This window comes from Azospirillum sp. A29 (assembly GCF_042604625.1).
GTDB lineage: Bacteria > Pseudomonadota > Alphaproteobacteria > Azospirillales > Azospirillaceae > Azospirillum > Azospirillum palustre.
In genome coordinates this window covers 519,383-535,493 of record NZ_CP170466.1, presented here as the reverse complement: position 1 = coordinate 535,493, position 16,111 = coordinate 519,383, and the positions used below count along the sequence as shown (strand labels likewise).

General features: G+C 65.6%; 17 protein-coding genes. 6 read left to right on the top strand and 11 right to left on the bottom strand.

Going from position 1 to position 16,111, the window contains the following annotated elements:
- The first annotated feature begins 18 nt into the window (after nucleotides 1-18).
- Nucleotides 19-918 (top strand): lytic transglycosylase domain-containing protein, encoded by a 900-nt coding sequence (locus ABNQ38_RS17375; protein WP_377809477.1) that lies wholly within the window; start codon nucleotides 19-21, stop codon nucleotides 916-918.
- A 37-nt stretch (nucleotides 919-955) separates the two neighbouring features.
- On the top strand, nucleotides 956-1,813 hold the full coding sequence (locus ABNQ38_RS17370) for an alpha/beta fold hydrolase (protein ID WP_377810092.1): 858 nt from the start codon (nucleotides 956-958) through the stop codon (nucleotides 1,811-1,813).
- Nucleotides 1,814-1,835: 22 nt separating this feature from the next.
- On the opposite strand, the gene ABNQ38_RS17365 is transcribed toward ABNQ38_RS17370, so the two are convergent.
- Nucleotides 1,836-3,005, bottom strand: a complete 1,170-nt coding sequence (locus ABNQ38_RS17365) for an alpha/beta hydrolase (RefSeq protein ID WP_377809476.1) — start codon at nucleotides 3,003-3,005, stop codon at nucleotides 1,836-1,838.
- Between the two features lie 188 nt (nucleotides 3,006-3,193).
- Here ABNQ38_RS17365 and ABNQ38_RS17360 point away from each other — a divergent pair, with 188 nt between their 5' ends.
- The gene (locus ABNQ38_RS17360; protein ID WP_109051747.1) at nucleotides 3,194-3,697 is read left to right on the top strand and encodes a hypothetical protein; all 504 of its coding nucleotides are present in this window, start codon (nucleotides 3,194-3,196) and stop codon (nucleotides 3,695-3,697) included.
- Nucleotides 3,698-3,731: 34 nt separating this feature from the next.
- On the opposite strand, the gene ABNQ38_RS17355 is transcribed toward ABNQ38_RS17360, so the two are convergent.
- Entirely contained in the window at nucleotides 3,732-4,388 is a 657-nt protein-coding gene (locus ABNQ38_RS17355; protein WP_377809475.1) for a GNAT family N-acetyltransferase, read from the bottom strand.
- Between the two features lie 391 nt (nucleotides 4,389-4,779).
- Here ABNQ38_RS17355 and ABNQ38_RS17350 point away from each other — a divergent pair, with 391 nt between their 5' ends.
- Nucleotides 4,780-4,950, top strand: coding sequence for a hypothetical protein (locus tag ABNQ38_RS17350; RefSeq protein ID WP_158285618.1), 171 nt, complete (start codon nucleotides 4,780-4,782; stop codon nucleotides 4,948-4,950).
- Between the two features lie 87 nt (nucleotides 4,951-5,037).
- Here the strand turns inward: ABNQ38_RS17350 and ABNQ38_RS17345 are convergent, their stop codons facing one another.
- The gene (locus ABNQ38_RS17345; RefSeq protein WP_377809474.1) at nucleotides 5,038-6,384 is read right to left on the bottom strand and encodes a protoglobin domain-containing protein; all 1,347 of its coding nucleotides are present in this window, start codon (nucleotides 6,382-6,384) and stop codon (nucleotides 5,038-5,040) included.
- Nucleotides 6,385-6,738: 354 nt separating this feature from the next.
- A complete protein-coding gene (gene rpoH, locus ABNQ38_RS17340; protein ID WP_377809473.1) occupies nucleotides 6,739-7,629 on the bottom strand; it encodes an RNA polymerase sigma factor RpoH in 891 nt (296 codons plus the stop codon).
- Between the two features lie 66 nt (nucleotides 7,630-7,695).
- Between rpoH and ABNQ38_RS17335 the strand changes: the two genes are divergently transcribed.
- A complete protein-coding gene (locus ABNQ38_RS17335; protein WP_377809472.1) occupies nucleotides 7,696-7,962 on the top strand; it encodes a hypothetical protein in 267 nt (88 codons plus the stop codon).
- A gap of 383 nt (nucleotides 7,963-8,345) precedes the next feature.
- Here the strand turns inward: ABNQ38_RS17335 and ABNQ38_RS17330 are convergent, their stop codons facing one another.
- Nucleotides 8,346-8,756 carry a MucR family transcriptional regulator gene (locus ABNQ38_RS17330; protein ID WP_109096302.1) on the bottom strand — a complete coding sequence of 137 codons (411 nt, stop codon included), beginning with the start codon at nucleotides 8,754-8,756 and terminating at the stop codon, nucleotides 8,346-8,348.
- Nucleotides 8,757-8,790: 34 nt separating this feature from the next.
- On the bottom strand, nucleotides 8,791-9,066 hold the full coding sequence (locus tag ABNQ38_RS17325; protein ID WP_012974184.1) for an HU family DNA-binding protein: 276 nt from the start codon (nucleotides 9,064-9,066) through the stop codon (nucleotides 8,791-8,793).
- A 435-nt stretch (nucleotides 9,067-9,501) separates the two neighbouring features.
- On the opposite strand from ABNQ38_RS17325, the gene ABNQ38_RS17320 reads away from it, so the two are divergent.
- Nucleotides 9,502-10,494 carry a TerC family protein gene (locus ABNQ38_RS17320; protein ID WP_377809471.1) on the top strand — a complete coding sequence of 331 codons (993 nt, stop codon included), beginning with the start codon at nucleotides 9,502-9,504 and terminating at the stop codon, nucleotides 10,492-10,494.
- A gap of 54 nt (nucleotides 10,495-10,548) precedes the next feature.
- On the opposite strand, the gene ABNQ38_RS17315 is transcribed toward ABNQ38_RS17320, so the two are convergent.
- The 5 genes from ABNQ38_RS17315 to ABNQ38_RS17295 all read right to left on the bottom strand — a co-directional run bounded on the left by ABNQ38_RS17315 (nucleotide 10,549) and on the right by ABNQ38_RS17295 (nucleotide 16,081).
- Nucleotides 10,549-11,007, bottom strand: a complete 459-nt coding sequence (locus ABNQ38_RS17315) for a hypothetical protein (protein WP_377809470.1) — start codon at nucleotides 11,005-11,007, stop codon at nucleotides 10,549-10,551.
- Nucleotide 11,008: 1 nt separating this feature from the next.
- Nucleotides 11,009-12,961: an acetoacetate--CoA ligase gene (locus ABNQ38_RS17310; protein ID WP_377809469.1), complete on the bottom strand. Its 1,953-nt coding sequence runs from the start codon at nucleotides 12,959-12,961 to the stop codon at nucleotides 11,009-11,011.
- 246 nt (nucleotides 12,962-13,207) lie between these two features.
- A complete protein-coding gene (gene plsY / locus ABNQ38_RS17305; RefSeq protein WP_377809468.1) occupies nucleotides 13,208-13,807 on the bottom strand; it encodes a glycerol-3-phosphate 1-O-acyltransferase PlsY in 600 nt (199 codons plus the stop codon).
- Between the two features lie 4 nt (nucleotides 13,808-13,811).
- Nucleotides 13,812-15,107, bottom strand: a complete 1,296-nt coding sequence (locus ABNQ38_RS17300; protein WP_377809467.1) for a dihydroorotase family protein — start codon at nucleotides 15,105-15,107, stop codon at nucleotides 13,812-13,814.
- Nucleotides 15,107-16,081, bottom strand: coding sequence for an aspartate carbamoyltransferase catalytic subunit (locus ABNQ38_RS17295; protein ID WP_098739924.1), 975 nt, complete (start codon nucleotides 16,079-16,081; stop codon nucleotides 15,107-15,109). The genes ABNQ38_RS17300 and ABNQ38_RS17295 overlap by 1 nt, the downstream gene beginning before the upstream one ends.
- Nucleotides 16,082-16,111: the final 30 nt, after the last annotated feature.

The window sequence follows — 16,111 nt, the reverse complement described above, 5'->3', positions numbered from 1 at the left end:
TCGCAGGAGGGTCGTGGCTTGTTCGTTCGTCGTGTCTTGATGGTGCCGCTGATTGCGCTGGCGCTGGGTGGCGTCGGCATCGGGTCGGTGTTCATCGCCGCGGCGGCGGATGCGAAATCCGCAGCGAAGCCGAACGCGGTGGCCGAACTGCCGCCGCCGTCTCTCAAGACCAGATCAGGCGATTGCGAACTGGCGGAACAGGGTAACGCCGATGCCGCGTTCCGGCTGGCACGCCGCTATCTGTTCGGCAAGGGGGTGCACAAGGACCGGCGGCTCGGCACCGCCTGGCTGCGCGCCGCCGCCTCGCGTGGACATCCGGAGGCGCGACGGCTGGTCAACTATGTGCCCGGCCGCATGGGGCGCATCCGTCCCTGGTGCCGCCCCGGCGCCGGGCCGGTGCGGGAGATGGGGCCGCCCCCGGCTGAGGTGGTGGCGCTGGTCAACGGCATCGCGCCAAAGTACGGCGTCGACCCGGCGCTGGTGCTGGCGGTGATCCAGGCGGAAAGTGCCTTCCGCACCGATGCGGTGTCGCCCAAGGACGCCGCCGGGCTGATGCAGCTGATCCCCGATACGGCCGACCGATTCGGCGTCGGCGACGTCTTCGACCCCAAGCAGAACATCACCGGCGGGGTGAAATACCTGCGCTGGCTGCTGGCCTATTTCCAGGGCGACGTGACGCTGGCGCTGGCCGGCTACAATGCCGGGGAGGGGGCGGTCGACCGCTACAAGGGCGTTCCGCCCTATGACGAGACGCGCAACTACGTCCGCATCATCCGCCGCATCTACGACAACACCCGCCATCCCTTCGACGGGTCGGTGGCGGAGCCGTCTTCGGCCATGCCGGCCATCCGTGCTGCAGCGGAACGCGCGGTCGAGGCGGAGTTGCCACGCGGCGCCAAATCGCCGAAAAAGGGATAGTCCCGTCAATCCTGAACAGGAGTGCCCGCCCGTGCCGATGTCCGAACGCAACGTCCTCGGCCTCAGCGCCGCCGGGTTCCACCGGATGGCTTACACCCAGTGGGGGCGGGACGATGCCGCGCGCACGGCGGTCTGCGTCCATGGGCTGACGCGCAACGGCCGAGATTTCGACCGGCTGGCGCTGGCCTTGGCGGATGGCTGGCGGGTGGCCTGTCCCGACGTGGTCGGGCGCGGCCGCAGCGACTGGCTGCCGGTGCCGGCGCTCTACGGCTATCCGCAATACTGCTCCGACATGGTGGCGCTGATCGCCCGCATGGGGGTGGAGACGGTCGATTGGATCGGCACCTCGATGGGCGGGCTGATCGGCATGACTCTGGCGGCGCAGGCCAACAGCCCGATCCGCCGCATGGTGATCAACGATGTCGGCCCCTTCATCGCCCAGGCCGGGTTGCAGCGGATCGCCGATTATGTCGGCAAGGATCCGGTGTTCGAGGATCTGCCGGCGCTGGAATCCTACCTGCGCTTCGTGCTGATGGGCTTCGGCACGATCGGCGACGAGTGCTGGCGCCATATGGCGCAGCACAGTGCCCGGCCGCTGCCCGACGGGCGGTTCCGCTTGGCCTACGATCCGGCCATCGGCGATGCGTTCAAGACGGCGCCCATCGGCGATGTCGATCTGTGGGCGTTGTGGGATCGTGTGCGTTGCCCGGTGCTGGTCCTGCGCGGTGCCGAGTCCGACCTGCTGAGCGCCGAAACGGCGGAGCGGATGGCGGAGCGTGGGCCAGGGGCTGCCGGTCTGGTGCGGGTGGTTGAAATTGCCAACACCGGCCACGCCCCCTCCCTAATGACGGATGAGCAGATCGCCATCGTCCGCAACTTCCTCGCGGAGAGCTGAGCGGCTCTCCGCCAAGCGGAGATCAGTTCACCCGGCGCAGCACCGTGTCGAGCCGTCCATGGCCGTCCTTGTCGAGCCAGCTGGCAGCGACACGGCCATCCGGACGCAGGCGGTAGCGCAGGATGTTGCGCCCCTTTTCGTCGAAGACCAGCTCGCCATTCTCGATCCGGCCCTTGCGGCGCACCCGTTCGGCTGGCTGGTCAGATTCCATGCCGGCGCCCAGCACATAGTCGGCATAGACGGCGTCGCCCTCGGCCTTTTCCACCGACAGGGCGACCTCGCGGCCATTGATGTAGCTGCCGTACCACATGCCCATGTAGGGGCGCAGCGTGGCGGTCGCGTCGTTGCCCCTGGCGGAGCCGGAGGAGTTCGCGGGCAGGGCGGCCTGCAGCATCTCGGCGCTCGGGCTGCGGCCCCAGGTCTCGTCGCAGGGCGGGTCGTTGGGAGTCGGCGGCTCCTCCGCGAAGCGGACGATGCAGGCGCCGAAGCGGCGGACGAACAGCCCGGTGTTGGCGGCGCCATGGCCGATCAGCAGAGACGGCTGGTCGACGATCAGGCTGCTCAGCCCGCGCTGGGTCAGGATGCTGCGGGCCGGCTCGGCGCGTCCGCCCGGATCGAAATCGTCGCCGTGGAAGAAGAACATCATCACCCGCGCCCGCCGGACCTCGCGCAGGATCGGCCAGAGCTGGGCGGCGTTCTCGCGGTAGCTGTCGAACGCCTCGGTGAAGTTGCCGAAGGCGGCCGGGGCGGTGGCGATGACGGAGTCGATGGCGTTGGTCTGGCCGGCGGCAATCAGTGAGATGAAGGCGCCGAAGGACTGGCCGGTCAGGGCGACCCGGCGATAGCCCTTGGCTTTCAGCGCCTCCGAATAGCCGGCGAGCGCACGGGCGCTGTTGGGCAGGGTGTCGCTGACCCGCATGCGGTCCAGCCGGTAGACGTCCCAGCCGGCGTCGCGCATCGCCTTCATGTAGAGCGGGGTGGGGGCTTCCGAATCTTCGGACTCCACCGAGCGGCCGTGGCTCCAGACCACCGCGCCACGGGCCTTTGCCGGACCGGCCAGTGAGGCCTCGCCGTAGGCGGATTTCAGAACGATCTGGGCCGTTGCCGGGCGGGCGACCGTCAGGCCCCCGGCGACAGCCAGTCCGATCGTCGCGACCAGTGCAAGCACAACCCCCCGAATCGTCCGCCTCATGCCCAGCGACCCCCTGAACTGCTTAGTCGCTTCAGGATTGCCGCGGTTCCTTAACGCGACCTTTCCATGGTTTTCACTGTCACGGACCGCCACATTTTGTCACAGGCGGATATCGCAAATAAGAATGACTCGCAATTAGGAAAGAGAGGCGGTAGGGTGTTCCTGCAACCGGATGAAGGAGCATCGGCATGTGCGGAACGGTGGAAGAGGGGCGGTATTCGCCTTGGACGGTGGCGGACCTGACGACCGCCGAACGGGCGCTGCTGACCGGTGTGCGCCAGTGGTTCCGTGCCGGCACCGCCGGCGCGATGGCATCGATGCGCATCGGGCTGAATGTGGCCGGCGTGCCGAACACCGCACTGCTGCCGCTGTTCGCCCTGCTCGGCACCTTTGCGGTGTCAGGTGCCCGCCGGCCGGAGATCCGCTGCCCGGCCTGCAGCCGGATCGGCATCGACGAAGCCGCCCTGCTGGATTCCCTGGCCGCGGTACAGAGCGGCGATGCGGAAATGGCGGCGCAGCTGTTCGACCGCTGGCTGCCGCCGGTCGCACTGCTCATGGCGACCGACGCGATGGTCGAACTGGGCGGCATCCTGGATGGTGCGCGTATCTTCCTGCCGCGCCGACGGGTGGCGCGTCTGGTGACGCCGGCAACCGGCCCCACCATGGGCGATATGGCGATGGCGGCCGAATAGACGTCGGCGAGATAGATAATGGCGGCGTGGGGGGTCAGTCGCCGGCCATCTTCAGGCTCCGGCTGCGGTCTGAAGGGATGCTGGCCGTGCCACCGGCTTCAGGCAGCCGTTTGTGCAGAAGCCACTGGTCGATGGCGACGCGGACCAGCCGGCCTTCCGGCGTATGGTAGAGGAACTGTCCGCGCTCCCGCCCGCAATGTTCATAGCCCAGCCGTTCGTAGAAGGGCAGCACGCCGACATTGTCGCGATCGACGCCCAGTTCGGCGAAGGGCACGCCGCGCTGGATCACCACCCGTTCGGCTGCCCGCACCAGACGGACACCGATCCCGATCCCACGAAAGGGTTCGAACACCCGTAGTGCCCATAGGGTCGCCCGGCCGTTCGGCCGCTTGCGCAGGAAATCGATGCAGATCTGGCCGACCGGGAAACCGTTGACGTCGGCCAGCAGCATGGCGCCGTCACCGCGTTCCTGAAGACGGAAAGCGCCAGCGATGATTTCGCGATGGGGTGTGTGCAGACCGTACCATTCGAGCGTCGGCAAATCCTCCTGCCTTGCCGGACGGATGGTCAGCGGCAGCCCGATCTTCTCGCTGTTCCCGCCTTCGCTGCTGTCCTCCTCTGCCGTATCCAGTCCGAAGTGAGCGGTGGTGGCTGTGCCGCAGATGCCGACGCGGCGCTGTGCTGTTGCCATGATGCCGATGCCTCGCAGGTTTTTCCCCGCACTGTGCCGCCGATGGATCGGGTGGCGGCTTCGCTGACAACCCTACACGCCATGCGGACGTTCCCACGCTGCGCGGTTGGGATAAGGCTTTCGGTGGGACACCCCTTTTCCGTGGCTTCGCACAAAACAAATAAAATTTGATGAGAATTAACAATAGGCTGTCAGCGGTAGTGTTCTGATGAGAGTTGGTCCTTACGAATGAAAGGTAGCCTACGAAAACAGCAGTGGGTTGAATGCCGGAAGTCTTATTGACGTTAGAGGACGCGGTTTGATAAATCTGCGGGCAGAGGTAAAATCTCTATCGCATGAAGAATAAGACAGTTTCACCTAAAATTTTCTTCATCGGGCGGGAGATTGAATCATGACGAGAATCGTCAATCTGGGACGTACCGGTTTATTCGTGGCGATGCGCGGTGGAGTTATGACCAGCCTGGGCGGTCACAGCCATTGGCGCAGCGCCGACGAGGTTCGCCGCGCCGCGCTGGCGGAGAATATTCCGGTCAGCGATCTTGTTGTCCGCACGCTGGCTTGAGCGGTCGCATCGCGGCCAAGCCTGGACAATGAAAAGGGCGCGTTCCTGGGAACGCGCCCTTTCTTCTAACCTGCACCGTGAAACGGATCAGCCGGCGCGGACGCGGGTCACGAAGCGCTCGACCTCGGATCTCAGGGTTCCCGACTGGCGCGACAGTTCGTTGGTCGCCTCCAGAACCTGGCGGGCCTCTTCACCGGCATTGTTGGCCGAAGCATTCACCGCGACGATGGTTTCGCTGACCTCGCGGGTGCCGATCGACGCCTGCTGCACGTTGCGGGCGATCTCCGTCGTGGCGGCGCCTTGCTCTTCCATGGCCGTGGCGATGGAGGTGGAGATCTCGTTGATGCGGGCGATGGTGCCGGAGATGGAGCGGATGGCCCCGACGGCCTCCTGGGTCGCCCCCTGAACAGCGCCGATCTGCGAATTGATCTCCTCCGTCGCCTTGGCGGTCTGGTTGGCGAGGCTCTTTACCTCGCTCGCCACGACGGCGAAGCCCTTGCCGGCCTCACCGGCACGTGCCGCCTCGATGGTGGCGTTCAAGGCAAGCAGGTTGGTCTGGCTGGCGATGTCATGGATCAGCTTAACCACCTGCCCGATGCGGCTGGCGGCATCGGCCAAGCCCTGCACGGTGGCGTTGGTCCGCTCGGCTTCGGTCATCGCGGCATTGGCGATGGCGGCCGACTGGGTCACCTGATGGCTGATTTCGCCGATTGAGGCGGTCAGCTCCTCCGCTGCCGCGGCGACGGTCTGGATGTTGACCGAGGCCTCCTCAGCGGCGGCGGCGACCTGCGTCGACTGCTCGCTGGTGGTTTCCGCCGTGCGGCTCATCGCCTGGGCAGTGCCCTGAAGCTGTTGGGCGGCACTCGCCACCGCCTGGACAACACCCTTCAACTCGCGTTCGAAGCTGTCGGCGGTGCTGCCCAGTTCCCGCGCGATGATCGCCGCGGTGTTCAGGTCGATATAGACGGAGGTGGCGAGGTCCATATCCAGGAACACCGCCTTGTTGATCGCCTGGAGAAGCTGCGACAGCTTTTCCGGCTTCTTGCGGTGGATCTGGGTCGCCAGCTCGATCAGCTTGTTCAGGGTGAAGCAATAGGCGCCGGTGTACCAGCGCGGTTCGAGCCCGATGCGCTGGTGGGTCTGGCCGATCTTCAGGACCTGATTGACATAGGCCTCGTCGAAGGTGCCGGTGAAGACGTTGCGAAGCCAATGCTGCTTCTGCAGGTCGCGGGCGCGGCCGGTCACCGCCGGATCGACCAGCATCGGTGCCACCTGCGGCACGGCGCGCAGGTAGCCGTAGAAATCTTCCAGAATTTGATCGATGCGCTGCGCCAGATAGGGCTGGAACTCCCGCAGGGTTGCCTTCGTCGCCTCGTCGATGCGCAGGAAGGTGATGCGGTTGATAATCGATTGAGTCTGGGCAGCGTTCGACATGGAGCCCTCTCCCATTTGTGATATGACTGGCGTACTAAGAATTGGCGAAAATGCAATCTTTCCCGCGGGCCGCACATCATGCGCAGGCATTCGCAACTTTGAACCTGCCACTTTGTCGCATGACATCTTTAAGCGGCAGCAATCGCAATGGTTTGCGGCCGGCTGGGATCGAAGCCGAAACGGTCCACAAAAGAAAAGGCCGGCGGGGCCATGGGCACCGCCGGCGTGAAGGTTACAGGTCTGGAGGCAACAGGCGGGCCGACAGCCCGCTGGAACGATGCGGAGCGCGGCATAGCCGGTCCCGCATATGTCCCGTCCAGCAGCGCCGCAGCCGGACGGGAAAACGATGTCGGGTCAGGCCACCATCGGGGTGGCCGGGCGGCGCAGGGCCTGTGCGGCGCTGAGCACCGCCTTCTGGAGCTTTTCGAAAGCCCGCACTTCGATCTGGCGCACCCGTTCGCGCGAAACCGAGAATTGCTGGCTCAGCGCCTCCAGGGTCGAGGGGTCGTCCTTCAGGCGGCGTTCGAAGAGGATGCGGCGTTCACGGGCATCCAACCGGTCCAGCGCCTGTCCGACCAGCCGGCGGCGCAGCGCCAGTTCGTCGGCCTCGGCCAGCATGGCGTCCTGGGTGGGCCGGTCATCGGCCAGCAGTTCCAGCCAGTTGGTTTCGCCATCGGACGAGAGGGTGGCGTCGAGCGAGCTGTCGTTGGCGGCGAGACGGCGGTTCATCTCCACCACCTCGGTCTCCGGTACGTCCAGTTCGGCGGCGATGGTGGCGACGGTCTCCGGCGACAGGTCGCCCTGCTCCAACTCGGCCATCTGGCTCTTAAGGCGGCGCAGGTTGAAGAACAGTTTCTTCTGAGCGGCGGTGGTGCCCATCTTCACCAGCGACCAGCTATGCAGGATGTATTCCTGGATCGCCGCGCGGATCCACCAGGTGGCGTAGGTGGCGAAGCGGAACCCGCGCTGCGGATCGAATTTCTGGGCCGCCTGCATCAGGCCGACATTGCCCTCTGCGACCAGATCGACCAGCGGCAGGCCATAGCCGCCGAAACCGCGGGCGATCTTGATGACGAGGCGGAGATGGCTGCCCACGAGCTGTTCCAGGGCCTGCGGATTCCCGCGCTCGCGCCAAGCGATGGCGAGGTCGCGCTCGACATCCGGGGCAAGGATCGGGAAGCGCTTCGACTCCTCGATGTAGCGGGTCAGGCTGGCGTTTTCACCGGTCAGCAGTTTCTTCAGCACGCTATTGCCTCCTCTCCAACGCTTCCCGGAACGGCCTCTTTTCCAAGGCCGGCCCGGTCGGGGCCCATGGCGGGGATCGCCCTAGAGGCGATGATCCATTGGCGGACGCAGGAATATCGTCCGTCTTTATCGGCTCTGGCCGGCTTTGGTTTGTGGTGGGGTCTGTATTTTGCTTGGCGTCTTAAGGAACTGCGTCCTTATGACACTGTTAATGTGGCCGCAGAAATGCGACCGATCAACCCTGTAAAGGGCGTGTTCCGGGTGTTTTTCGGCGTATACCCAGGCTCTTCTTCCACCCGCACCGGCAGTCTGGAGGAGGAGCCATTTCTATGACCCCTGACCTTCGGCCGGGTGACTTACGGGCGAGCGGTTCATTCCCAATCGGCCGGTCGAACTTAGGACCGGACATCATCGCCACACCGCATCTGCGAAAGGGAACGGGGGCAGGCAGTCCCCCGGTCGACCGGATTGGCGGGAGGCGGCTATGCCTCTGCGATGAGGATGGTGATAGAACCGCCCGTGGTCCCTCAACCATACCGGAACCCTAGATGGGAAGGCCGAGCCAGTTCGCCACCCGAACATTGGTCATATGACGACAATGGGCAACGGGGTAGCCCGGGCGGAGTGCGGCGGCGACGGGCAGAGCCAGGGATTGGCAAAGAAAAAGGCGCGTCCCGGAGGACGCGCCCGATCGAGCAGCGATGGATGGAAGGCCGTTATTCGGCCGCCGCACGCTTGCGGCCAAGCCCGAGCTTGGTCGCCATTTCCGAACGTGCCTTGGCGTAGTTCGGGGCAACCATCGGGTATTCCGGCGGCAGGCCCCACTTGGCGCGGTATTCGTCCGGCGTCATGTCGTAGACGGTCTTCAGATGCCGCTTCAGCATCTTCAGCTTCTTTCCATCCTCCAGACAGACGATGAATTCCGGCGTGACCGACTTCTTGATCGCGACGGCCGGGACCAGTTCGGCCTTGGCCGGGGCCGGCTTGTCGTCGCCCAAATTGCGGAAGGCGATCTGGACGCTGTTGATCAGCGTGGGCAATTCCTGAACCGGCACCGAGTTGTTGCCGACATAGGCGGCAACGACCTTGGCGGTAAGCGACTGCAGTTCGGTTTGATCGATGGTCATGGCTGCGATCCCTTGTGACGCGGATGCGGGCGGATCAGCCGTTGACCAGATCGCGCAGCTGCTTGGCCGGCTTGAACTTCGGAGCCTTGGAGGCGGCGATCGCCACGACCTCGCCGGTGCGCGGGTTGCGGCCTTCACGGGCGGCGCGCTCGGCCACCTCGAAGATGCCGAAACCGGCCAGGCGCACATCTTCGCCGCGGCCCAGCGCGCCGGAGATGCCCTCGAACACAGCCTGAACGACCTTGGCCGCGTCGGCCTTCTTGATGCCGGCGTTGGTGGCGACGGTTTCGATCAGCTCGGCCTGGTTCATGCAAAACTCCATTTGTTCGGTTTGGTTTCGGTTTTTCGGAGTTATTGGCAGAACGGCACCATCCGCACAAGAGCGAACACAGATCGGGCAACCGTTGGTGTTTTTCTTGCGCGTCATTCGTTCGCTATCTGTGGCGTTGCTGCATCAAGTACCGGGTCCGGATGGCGTTTCGTTCGCTATCGCCGCAGATTTCCAGGGCTTCGGCATCTCGGGCCCGCTGTCGGGGCTGCGACTCGCAAAGGTCAGCGAAAGACGCTGAGCGCTGCATTTGCTTTGCGGGTGGGTTCGCTCCTTTTCGCGGTCTTGACCCGTCGCAGAGCGACACCATCTGCTGGCAAGTTCGGGTCCGGGCCCCTCTGGCGATCGAGGCGTCGGTCGTGATGTCGGAACCGCTTGATCTCTCCGCTCACGCAGCGTCATCAAGTGGGTTTTGCAATGGACAGTTTGTTAGCGACTGTTTTTCTCGAATTTTTGGGAAAACCGGTCTGGATTTGGTTGGTATTCGTCGGCATTGTCCTGACCCTTCTGGTTCTGGACCTGGGTGTTTTGAACCGCCGCGACCACGTCATCGGCGTCGGCGAGAGCCTGAAGCTCTCCGCATTCTACATCGCTGTGGCGATGCTGTTCGGCGGCTGGGTCTGGTGGTCGATGGGCGGCGAAGCCGGCCTGCAGTATTACACGGGCTTTTTCGTCGAAAAGAGCCTGTCACTCGACAATGTCTTCGTCATATCGCTGATCTTCAGCTATTTCGCGGTGCCGCGTGAATTGCAGCACCGGGTGCTGTTCTGGGGCATCCTGGGCGTCATCGTGCTGCGCGGCCTGATGATCGGCGCCGGTGCGGCGCTGGTGTCGGAATTCCACTGGATCCTCTATGTCTTCGGCGCCTTCCTGCTGCTGACCGGCATCAAGATGCTGTTCGCCAAGGACGAGGAGACCAACCTGGGCGAGAATGTCGCGCTCCGGTTCGTGAAGCGCCACATCCGCGTCACCGGCCGCTTCCACGGCCATCGCTTCCTCGTCAAGGAGCCGGTGGGCGACAGCGGCGCGATGCGCTGGACGGCCACGCCGCTGCTGATGGCGCTGATCATGGTCGAACTGGCCGATCTGGTCTTCGCGGTGGACAGCGTGCCCGCGATCTTCGCCATCACCACCGACCCATATCTGGTCTATACCAGCAACATCTTCGCCATCCTGGGCCTGCGCGCGCTGTATTTCGCCCTGGCTGCGATGGTCCACCGCTTCCGCTACCTGAAATACGCCCTGGCGCTGGTGCTGGTGTTCATCGGTGGCAAGATCTTCTACACGCAGGTCTTCGGCAAGCCCGACCCGCTGATCGCGCTGGGCGTGACCTTCGCCCTGATCGGCGGTGGCGTGGTGGTGTCGCTGTGGAAGACCAGCCGCGAAAACAAGGCGGTGGCGGCCGAGTAACCGCGACGCTCGACGCTGGGGGGCGGCACGCCGGTGCCGCCCTTTCCGTCATTCTCAGAACCCCAGCTTCGCCAGTTCGGCGATGCTGTCCGCGGCATTGCGGTGGAGGATGAAGCGTCCGCCGGCCGTTTCCCAAGGCTCGCGGGCCTTCTCGCGGTCATCGACCAGGATGGCGCCGGGACTGGCGTAGCGGGCCTTGTCGCGGGCCATGCAGGTGATGACCGGGACGTCGGCCCCCAGCATGCGGGCGACCCAGCGCGTCTTCTGTTGCGGCGCCCAGCTGCCCAAAGGCAGGCCGGTCAGGATGGTCGGCCGGTGCGGCGCGCAGAAGCTCCAAAGCTCCTGCGCGTCGTGCATGAACTCCAGCGTGCCGAAGAAGTCGGCGTGCCGGGACAGCGCCTGCCACATCTCCTTCATGGCCAGCTGTTCCGGCCGCTTGCCGGTTACCGCGACGACGCCGCGGTCGAAATCGGCAAGCACGCCGTCGAGGTCGAGGAACAGTGGCGGCGCCATGTCAGGCTCCGCTAAGTTCCGTCCGTTCGCGGAACTCGTCGAGCGCCTGCGGGTTGGACAGCGCCTCCGTGTTCTTGATCGGCCGGCCGTGGACGGCGTCGCGCACCGCCAGTTCGGTGATCTTGCCCGAGCGGGTGCGCGGGATGTCGGTGACCTGCACGATCTTCGCCGGGACATGGCGGGGCGAGCAATTGTCCTTGATCCGCTTGCGGATGGTGGTGGCAAGAGCCTCGTCCAGTTTCATCCCCTCGCGCAGCACGACGAACAGCACGACGCGCACGTCGCCGTCCCATTCCTGGCCGATGCAGACCGCCTCCATGATCTCCGGCAGCTGCTCGACCTGACGGTAAATCTCCGCCGTGCCGATGCGCACGCCGCCGGGGTTGAGCACCGCGTCCGAGCGGCCATAGATCACCCAGCCGCCATGCTCGGTCTGTTCGATGAAGTCGCCATGGACCCAGATGTTGGGGAAGCGGTCGAAATAGGCGGAGCGGTATTTCGAGCCGTCCGGATCGGCCCAGAAGCCGATGGGCATGCTGGGGAAGGGGCGGGTGCAGACCAGTTCGCCCTTCTCGCCGCGGACGGCGTGGCCGTTGTCGTCGAAGGCCTCCACCGCCATGCCAAGGCCGCGCGTCTGGATCTCGCCCTTCCACACCGGAGAGATCGGGTTGCCAAGCACGAAGCAGGACATGATGTCGGTGCCGCCGCTGATCGAGGCGAGATGGAGGTCCTGCTTGATGGAGCGATAGACGAACTCGAAATTCTCCGGCATCAGCGGAGAACCGGTGGAGGCAAGGGCGCGGACGCTGGCGAGAGAATGGGTCTTCATCGGCTCCAGCCCGGATTTCTCCAGCGACTGGATGAACTTGGCCGAGGTGCCGAACAGCGTCACCTGCTCCGCATCGGCATAGTCGAACAGGATGTTGCCGGTGGGGGCGAAGGGCGAGCCGTCATAGAGGACCGGCGTCGTGCCGCTTGCCAATCCGGTCACCAGCCAGTTCCACATCATCCAGCCGCAGGTGGTGAAGTAGAACAGCCGGTCGCCGGGCTTGAGGTCGCAGTGCAGCCGGTGCTCCTTCACATGCTGAAGGATGGTGCCGCCGGTGCCGTGGACGATGCATTTCGGCTTTCCGGTGGTGCCGGACGAATAGAGGATGAACAGCGGGTGGTCGAATTCGACCCGTTCGAAGGTCGGCTCGGCCACCGGATGGGGCGCCATGAAGTCGTGGAAGCCGACGGCACCGGGGATCGCCGACAGGTCGGGCGCCGTGTCGACATAGGGAACGATGACGGTGGCGACGACGGTCGGCAGATCCTTGAGGACTTCGGCCACCTTGGCGCGGACGTCGTGGCTCTTGCCGTTGTACCAATAGGCGTCGGGGGCGAAGACCACCTTCGGCTCGATCTGGCCGAAGCGGTCGGTGATGCCCTGGATGCCGAAATCGGGCGAGCAGGACGACCACACCGCGCCCAGGCTGGTGGTGGCGATCATCGCCGCCAGCGTTTCCGGCATGTTCGGCATGATGGCAGCGACACGGTCGCCCTTGCCGACACCCTTGGCCTTCAACGCCTGCTGCAGGCGGGAGACGGTGGCCTTCAGCTCCGCCCCGCTCCAGCGGTACTTCACCTTGTCCTCGCCCCAGAAGACGACGGCATTGTCGTCCAGCGCGCCGGCCAGCAGGTTCTCGGCATAGCTGAGGCGGGCTTCCGGGAACCAGCGGGCGCCCGGCATCCTGTCGCCGTCCAGCAGATCGACGGCGCCGAGATCGCCGGTCAGCCCGGCCCACTCCCACAGGAAGCGCCAGAACCGCTCCTTCTCCGCGATCGACCAGTTGTAGAGCGCGTCGTAATCGTCCAGCCGCAGTCCGAATCGCGCATTCGCCGCCTCGCGGAAGACGGTCAGGTTGGCCTGCGCGATGCGCTCCTCACTCGGGCTCCACAGCGGAGTGTCCATTCTCGGTTCCCTCAGCGTCTCGTTTTCGACCGGCCCCAGCGGCCGGCTTTCCTGCCGGGTTGCTTGTTCGTGTCCCGGATTGCCGTGCAGCATAGCGCATGGCCGCACCGGTTGTCTGCGTCCGGGTGGGCGAAATCGGATAGGGTGAGAGAGGGCAACGGTAACGGAATCAAGGCGCTGCAAACGAAAAGGGGCGGGAAGTTTCCTCCCCGACCCCCACGTGTCACCGGTCTGTCGGATTGCCGGTCAGGCGGCTTTCTTCTTGCCGGCGCCGATCCTCGGCTCCTCGCCTTTCAGCAGGCGGCGGATGTTCGCCTCATGCCGGATGAAGACCAGCACGGCGATGAACAGGCAGAGCCCGCCAACCAGCGGTCCGCCGAAATACCAGCCGGTCAACGGGCTGAGGCCGAGAGCCGTCAGCGCCGACAGCGACGAGATGCGGAACAGCGCCGCCATGACGATCCAGGTCAGGCAGGCCAGCAGCCCGACCGGCCAGCACACGGCCAGCAGGACGCCGATTGCCGTGGCGACGCCCTTGCCGCCCTTGAAGCCCAGCCAGACCGGGAAGCTGTGGCCCAGCATGGCGCCGCCGGCGGCCAGAACCGCCGCTTCCGGTCCGGCCCACCACAGGGCCAGCAGAGCCGCGATGGCGCCCTTGCCGCTGTCGAGCAGCAGGGTCGCCAGCGCCAGCGGCTTGTTGCCGGTGCGCAGCACATTGGTGGCGCCGATGTTGCCGGAGCCGATCTGGCGGATGTCGCCCAGACCGGCCATCCGGGTCAGCACCAGCCCGAAGGGGATCGAGCCCAGCAGGTAGCCCAGCAGGGCGGCAAGCACGAGGGTCGGCACCGGATCAGCCCTCCGCCTGCCAGACGGTGCGGCCGTCGACGATGGTGCGCAGCGGCCGGCCCTGGACCGGACGGTTCTCGAAGGGTGAGTTCTTCGACTTCGACTTGAAGCGGCTGACGTCGATCTGCCACGGCACGTCGACATCGAAGACGACCAGATCGGCCGGCCCGCCCTTGACAATTCGGCCCAGGGGCAAATCGAGGATGGCCGCCGGGTTGGCGGTGACGCAGGCCAGCGCCTTCAGAAGCGGCATCCTGCCCTTGTGCACCAGTTCCAGCGTCAGCGGGAACAGGGTCTCCAGCCCGATGACGCCGGGGGCGGCCTGGGCGAAGGGCAGGCGCTTCTGGTCCTGGTCCTGCGGCACATGGTCGGATGCGATGGCGTCGATGGTGCCGTCGGCCAACCCCTCGACGATGGCGCGGCGGTCCATCTCGCCACGCAGCGGCGGCGACACCTTGGCATAGGTGCGGTAATCGCCGACGTCGGTCTCGGTCAGGGCGAAATAGTGCGGGGCGGTGTCGCAGGTCACCTTCAGCCCGCGCGCCTTGGCGCGGCGGATCAGGTCGACGGATTCGCCGGTGGTGATGTGGGCGAAGTGCAGGCGCCCGCCGGTCAGCTCGGCCAGCCGCAGGTCGCGCTCGATCATGATGATCTCGGCCTCGCGCGGGATGCCGACGAGGCCGAGGCGGGTGGCGATCTCGCCGGAATTCATCATGCCGCCCGACGCCAGCGAGGGCTCTTCGGGGTGCTGGACGATCAGCTTGCCGAAAGTCTTGGCGTAGCTGAGTGCCCGGCGCATGGTCTTGGCGCTGACGATGGCCTTGATGCCGTCGGTGAAGGCGACCGCGCCGGCTTGGCCGAGCAGGCCCATCTCGGTGATCTCGTTGCCGTCGGTGCCGCGGGTGGCGGAGCCATAGGCGAAGACCTTGACCAGCTTCACCTCGCGGGCACGCCGCGCGATGAACTCGAGACCGGCGACCTCGTCCAGCACCGGGTCGGTGTTGGGCAGCAGCGCCATGGCGGTGATGCCGCCGGCAGCCGCGGCGCGGGACGCGCTCTTGATCGTGTCCTTTTCCTCCTCACCCGGCTCGCCGATCAGCACCCGCATGTCGACGAGGCCGGGGGCGAGGCACTGGCCGGCGAGGTCGATCACCTCCGCACCCTCGGGTGTGGAGTCGTTGAACAGGCCGGGGCCGAAATCGGCGATGGTCTCGCCATCGATCAGCAGGTCGCCGCGCTGGTCGAGGCCCGTCGCCGGATCGAGCAGGCGGGCGTTGCGGTAGACGGTACGCGCACTCATCAGACGGCTCCCGCAAGGTCGGACTGGCGGCGTTCACGGGTCAGCAGGTCGAGCACGGCCATGCGGACGGCCACGCCCAGTTCCACCTGATCGAGGATCATCGAGCGCTTGAGATCGTCCGCAACCTCCGAATCGATCTCCACGCCGCGGTTCATCGGACCGGGGTGCATGATGACCGCGTCGGGCTTCGCCACCTCCAGCTTCTCGTAATCGAGGCCGTAGAAGTAGAAGTATTCCCGGGTGGAGGGGACGTACTGTCCGCTCATCCGCTCGGTCTGCAGGCGCAGCATCATCACCACGTCGGCATCGCGCAGGCCGGCCTTCATCGAATGATGGACCTCGACGCCCAGCCGTTCGATCTGCGACGGCAGCAGGGTCGGCGGCGCCACGCAGCGCACCCGGGCGCCCATGGCGTTCAGCAGGTGGATGTTGGAGCGCGCGACGCGGCTGTGCAGGATGTCGCCGCAGATCGCCACGATCAGCCCGTCCAGCCGGCCGAGGCGGCGGCGGATCGCCAGCGCGTCGAGCAGGGCCTGGGTCGGGTGTTCGTGGTGGCCGTCGCCGGCGTTGATGACCGAACAGTTGACCTTGTCGGCCAGCAGCTTGACGGCACCTGAATCGGCATGGCGCACCACCAGCGCGTCGAGGTGCATGGCGTTCAGCGTCATCGCCGTGTCGATCAGGGTCTCGCCCTTCTTCACCGAGCTGCTGTCGGTCGACATGTTGATGACGTCGGCCCCCAGCCGCTTGCCGGCCAGCTCGAAGCTGGTGCGGGTGCGGGTGGAGTTCTCGAAGAACAGGTTCACCTGCGTGCGGCCGTCCAACAGGTTGGACTTCTTCACGGGGCGGCGGTTCTGCTCGACATAGCCATCGGCGAGGTCGAGAATCTGGGTGATCTCGCCGGCCCGCAGCCCCTCGATTCCGAGAAGGTGGCGGTGCGGGAAGACCGTGTCGGGGGGCGGGTTCGCGCTCATGGCCGCGGACTATAGGAGCGGTCCGTTACG

Excerpts from the sequence above, each read along its gene's own strand:
- ABNQ38_RS17295 (WP_098739924.1), bottom strand. The coding sequence starts at position 16,081 with ATGAGCGCGAACCCGCCCCCCGACACGGTCTTCCCGCACCGCCACCTT.
- ABNQ38_RS17310 (WP_377809469.1), bottom strand. The coding sequence starts at position 12,961 with ATGGACACTCCGCTGTGGAGCCCGAGTGAGGAGCGCATCGCGCAGGCC.
- ABNQ38_RS17325 (WP_012974184.1), bottom strand. The coding sequence starts at position 9,066 with ATGAACCAGGCCGAGCTGATCGAAACCGTCGCCACCAACGCCGGCATC.
- ABNQ38_RS17350 (WP_158285618.1), top strand. The coding sequence starts at position 4,780 with ATGACGAGAATCGTCAATCTGGGACGTACCGGTTTATTCGTGGCGATG.
- ABNQ38_RS17370 (WP_377810092.1), top strand. The coding sequence starts at position 956 with ATGTCCGAACGCAACGTCCTCGGCCTCAGCGCCGCCGGGTTCCACCGG.
- ABNQ38_RS17360 (WP_109051747.1), top strand. The coding sequence starts at position 3,194 with ATGTGCGGAACGGTGGAAGAGGGGCGGTATTCGCCTTGGACGGTGGCG.
- ABNQ38_RS17335 (WP_377809472.1), top strand. The coding sequence starts at position 7,696 with ATGGCGGGGATCGCCCTAGAGGCGATGATCCATTGGCGGACGCAGGAA.
- ABNQ38_RS17320 (WP_377809471.1), top strand. The coding sequence starts at position 9,502 with ATGGACAGTTTGTTAGCGACTGTTTTTCTCGAATTTTTGGGAAAACCG.
- ABNQ38_RS17315 (WP_377809470.1), bottom strand. The coding sequence starts at position 11,007 with ATGGCGCCGCCACTGTTCCTCGACCTCGACGGCGTGCTTGCCGATTTC.
- ABNQ38_RS17345 (WP_377809474.1), bottom strand. The coding sequence starts at position 6,384 with ATGTCGAACGCTGCCCAGACTCAATCGATTATCAACCGCATCACCTTC.
- ABNQ38_RS17365 (WP_377809476.1), bottom strand. The coding sequence starts at position 3,005 with ATGAGGCGGACGATTCGGGGGGTTGTGCTTGCACTGGTCGCGACGATC.
- ABNQ38_RS17330 (WP_109096302.1), bottom strand. The coding sequence starts at position 8,756 with ATGACCATCGATCAAACCGAACTGCAGTCGCTTACCGCCAAGGTCGTT.
- ABNQ38_RS17300 (WP_377809467.1), bottom strand. The coding sequence starts at position 15,107 with ATGAGTGCGCGTACCGTCTACCGCAACGCCCGCCTGCTCGATCCGGCG.
- ABNQ38_RS17355 (WP_377809475.1), bottom strand. The coding sequence starts at position 4,388 with ATGGCAACAGCACAGCGCCGCGTCGGCATCTGCGGCACAGCCACCACC.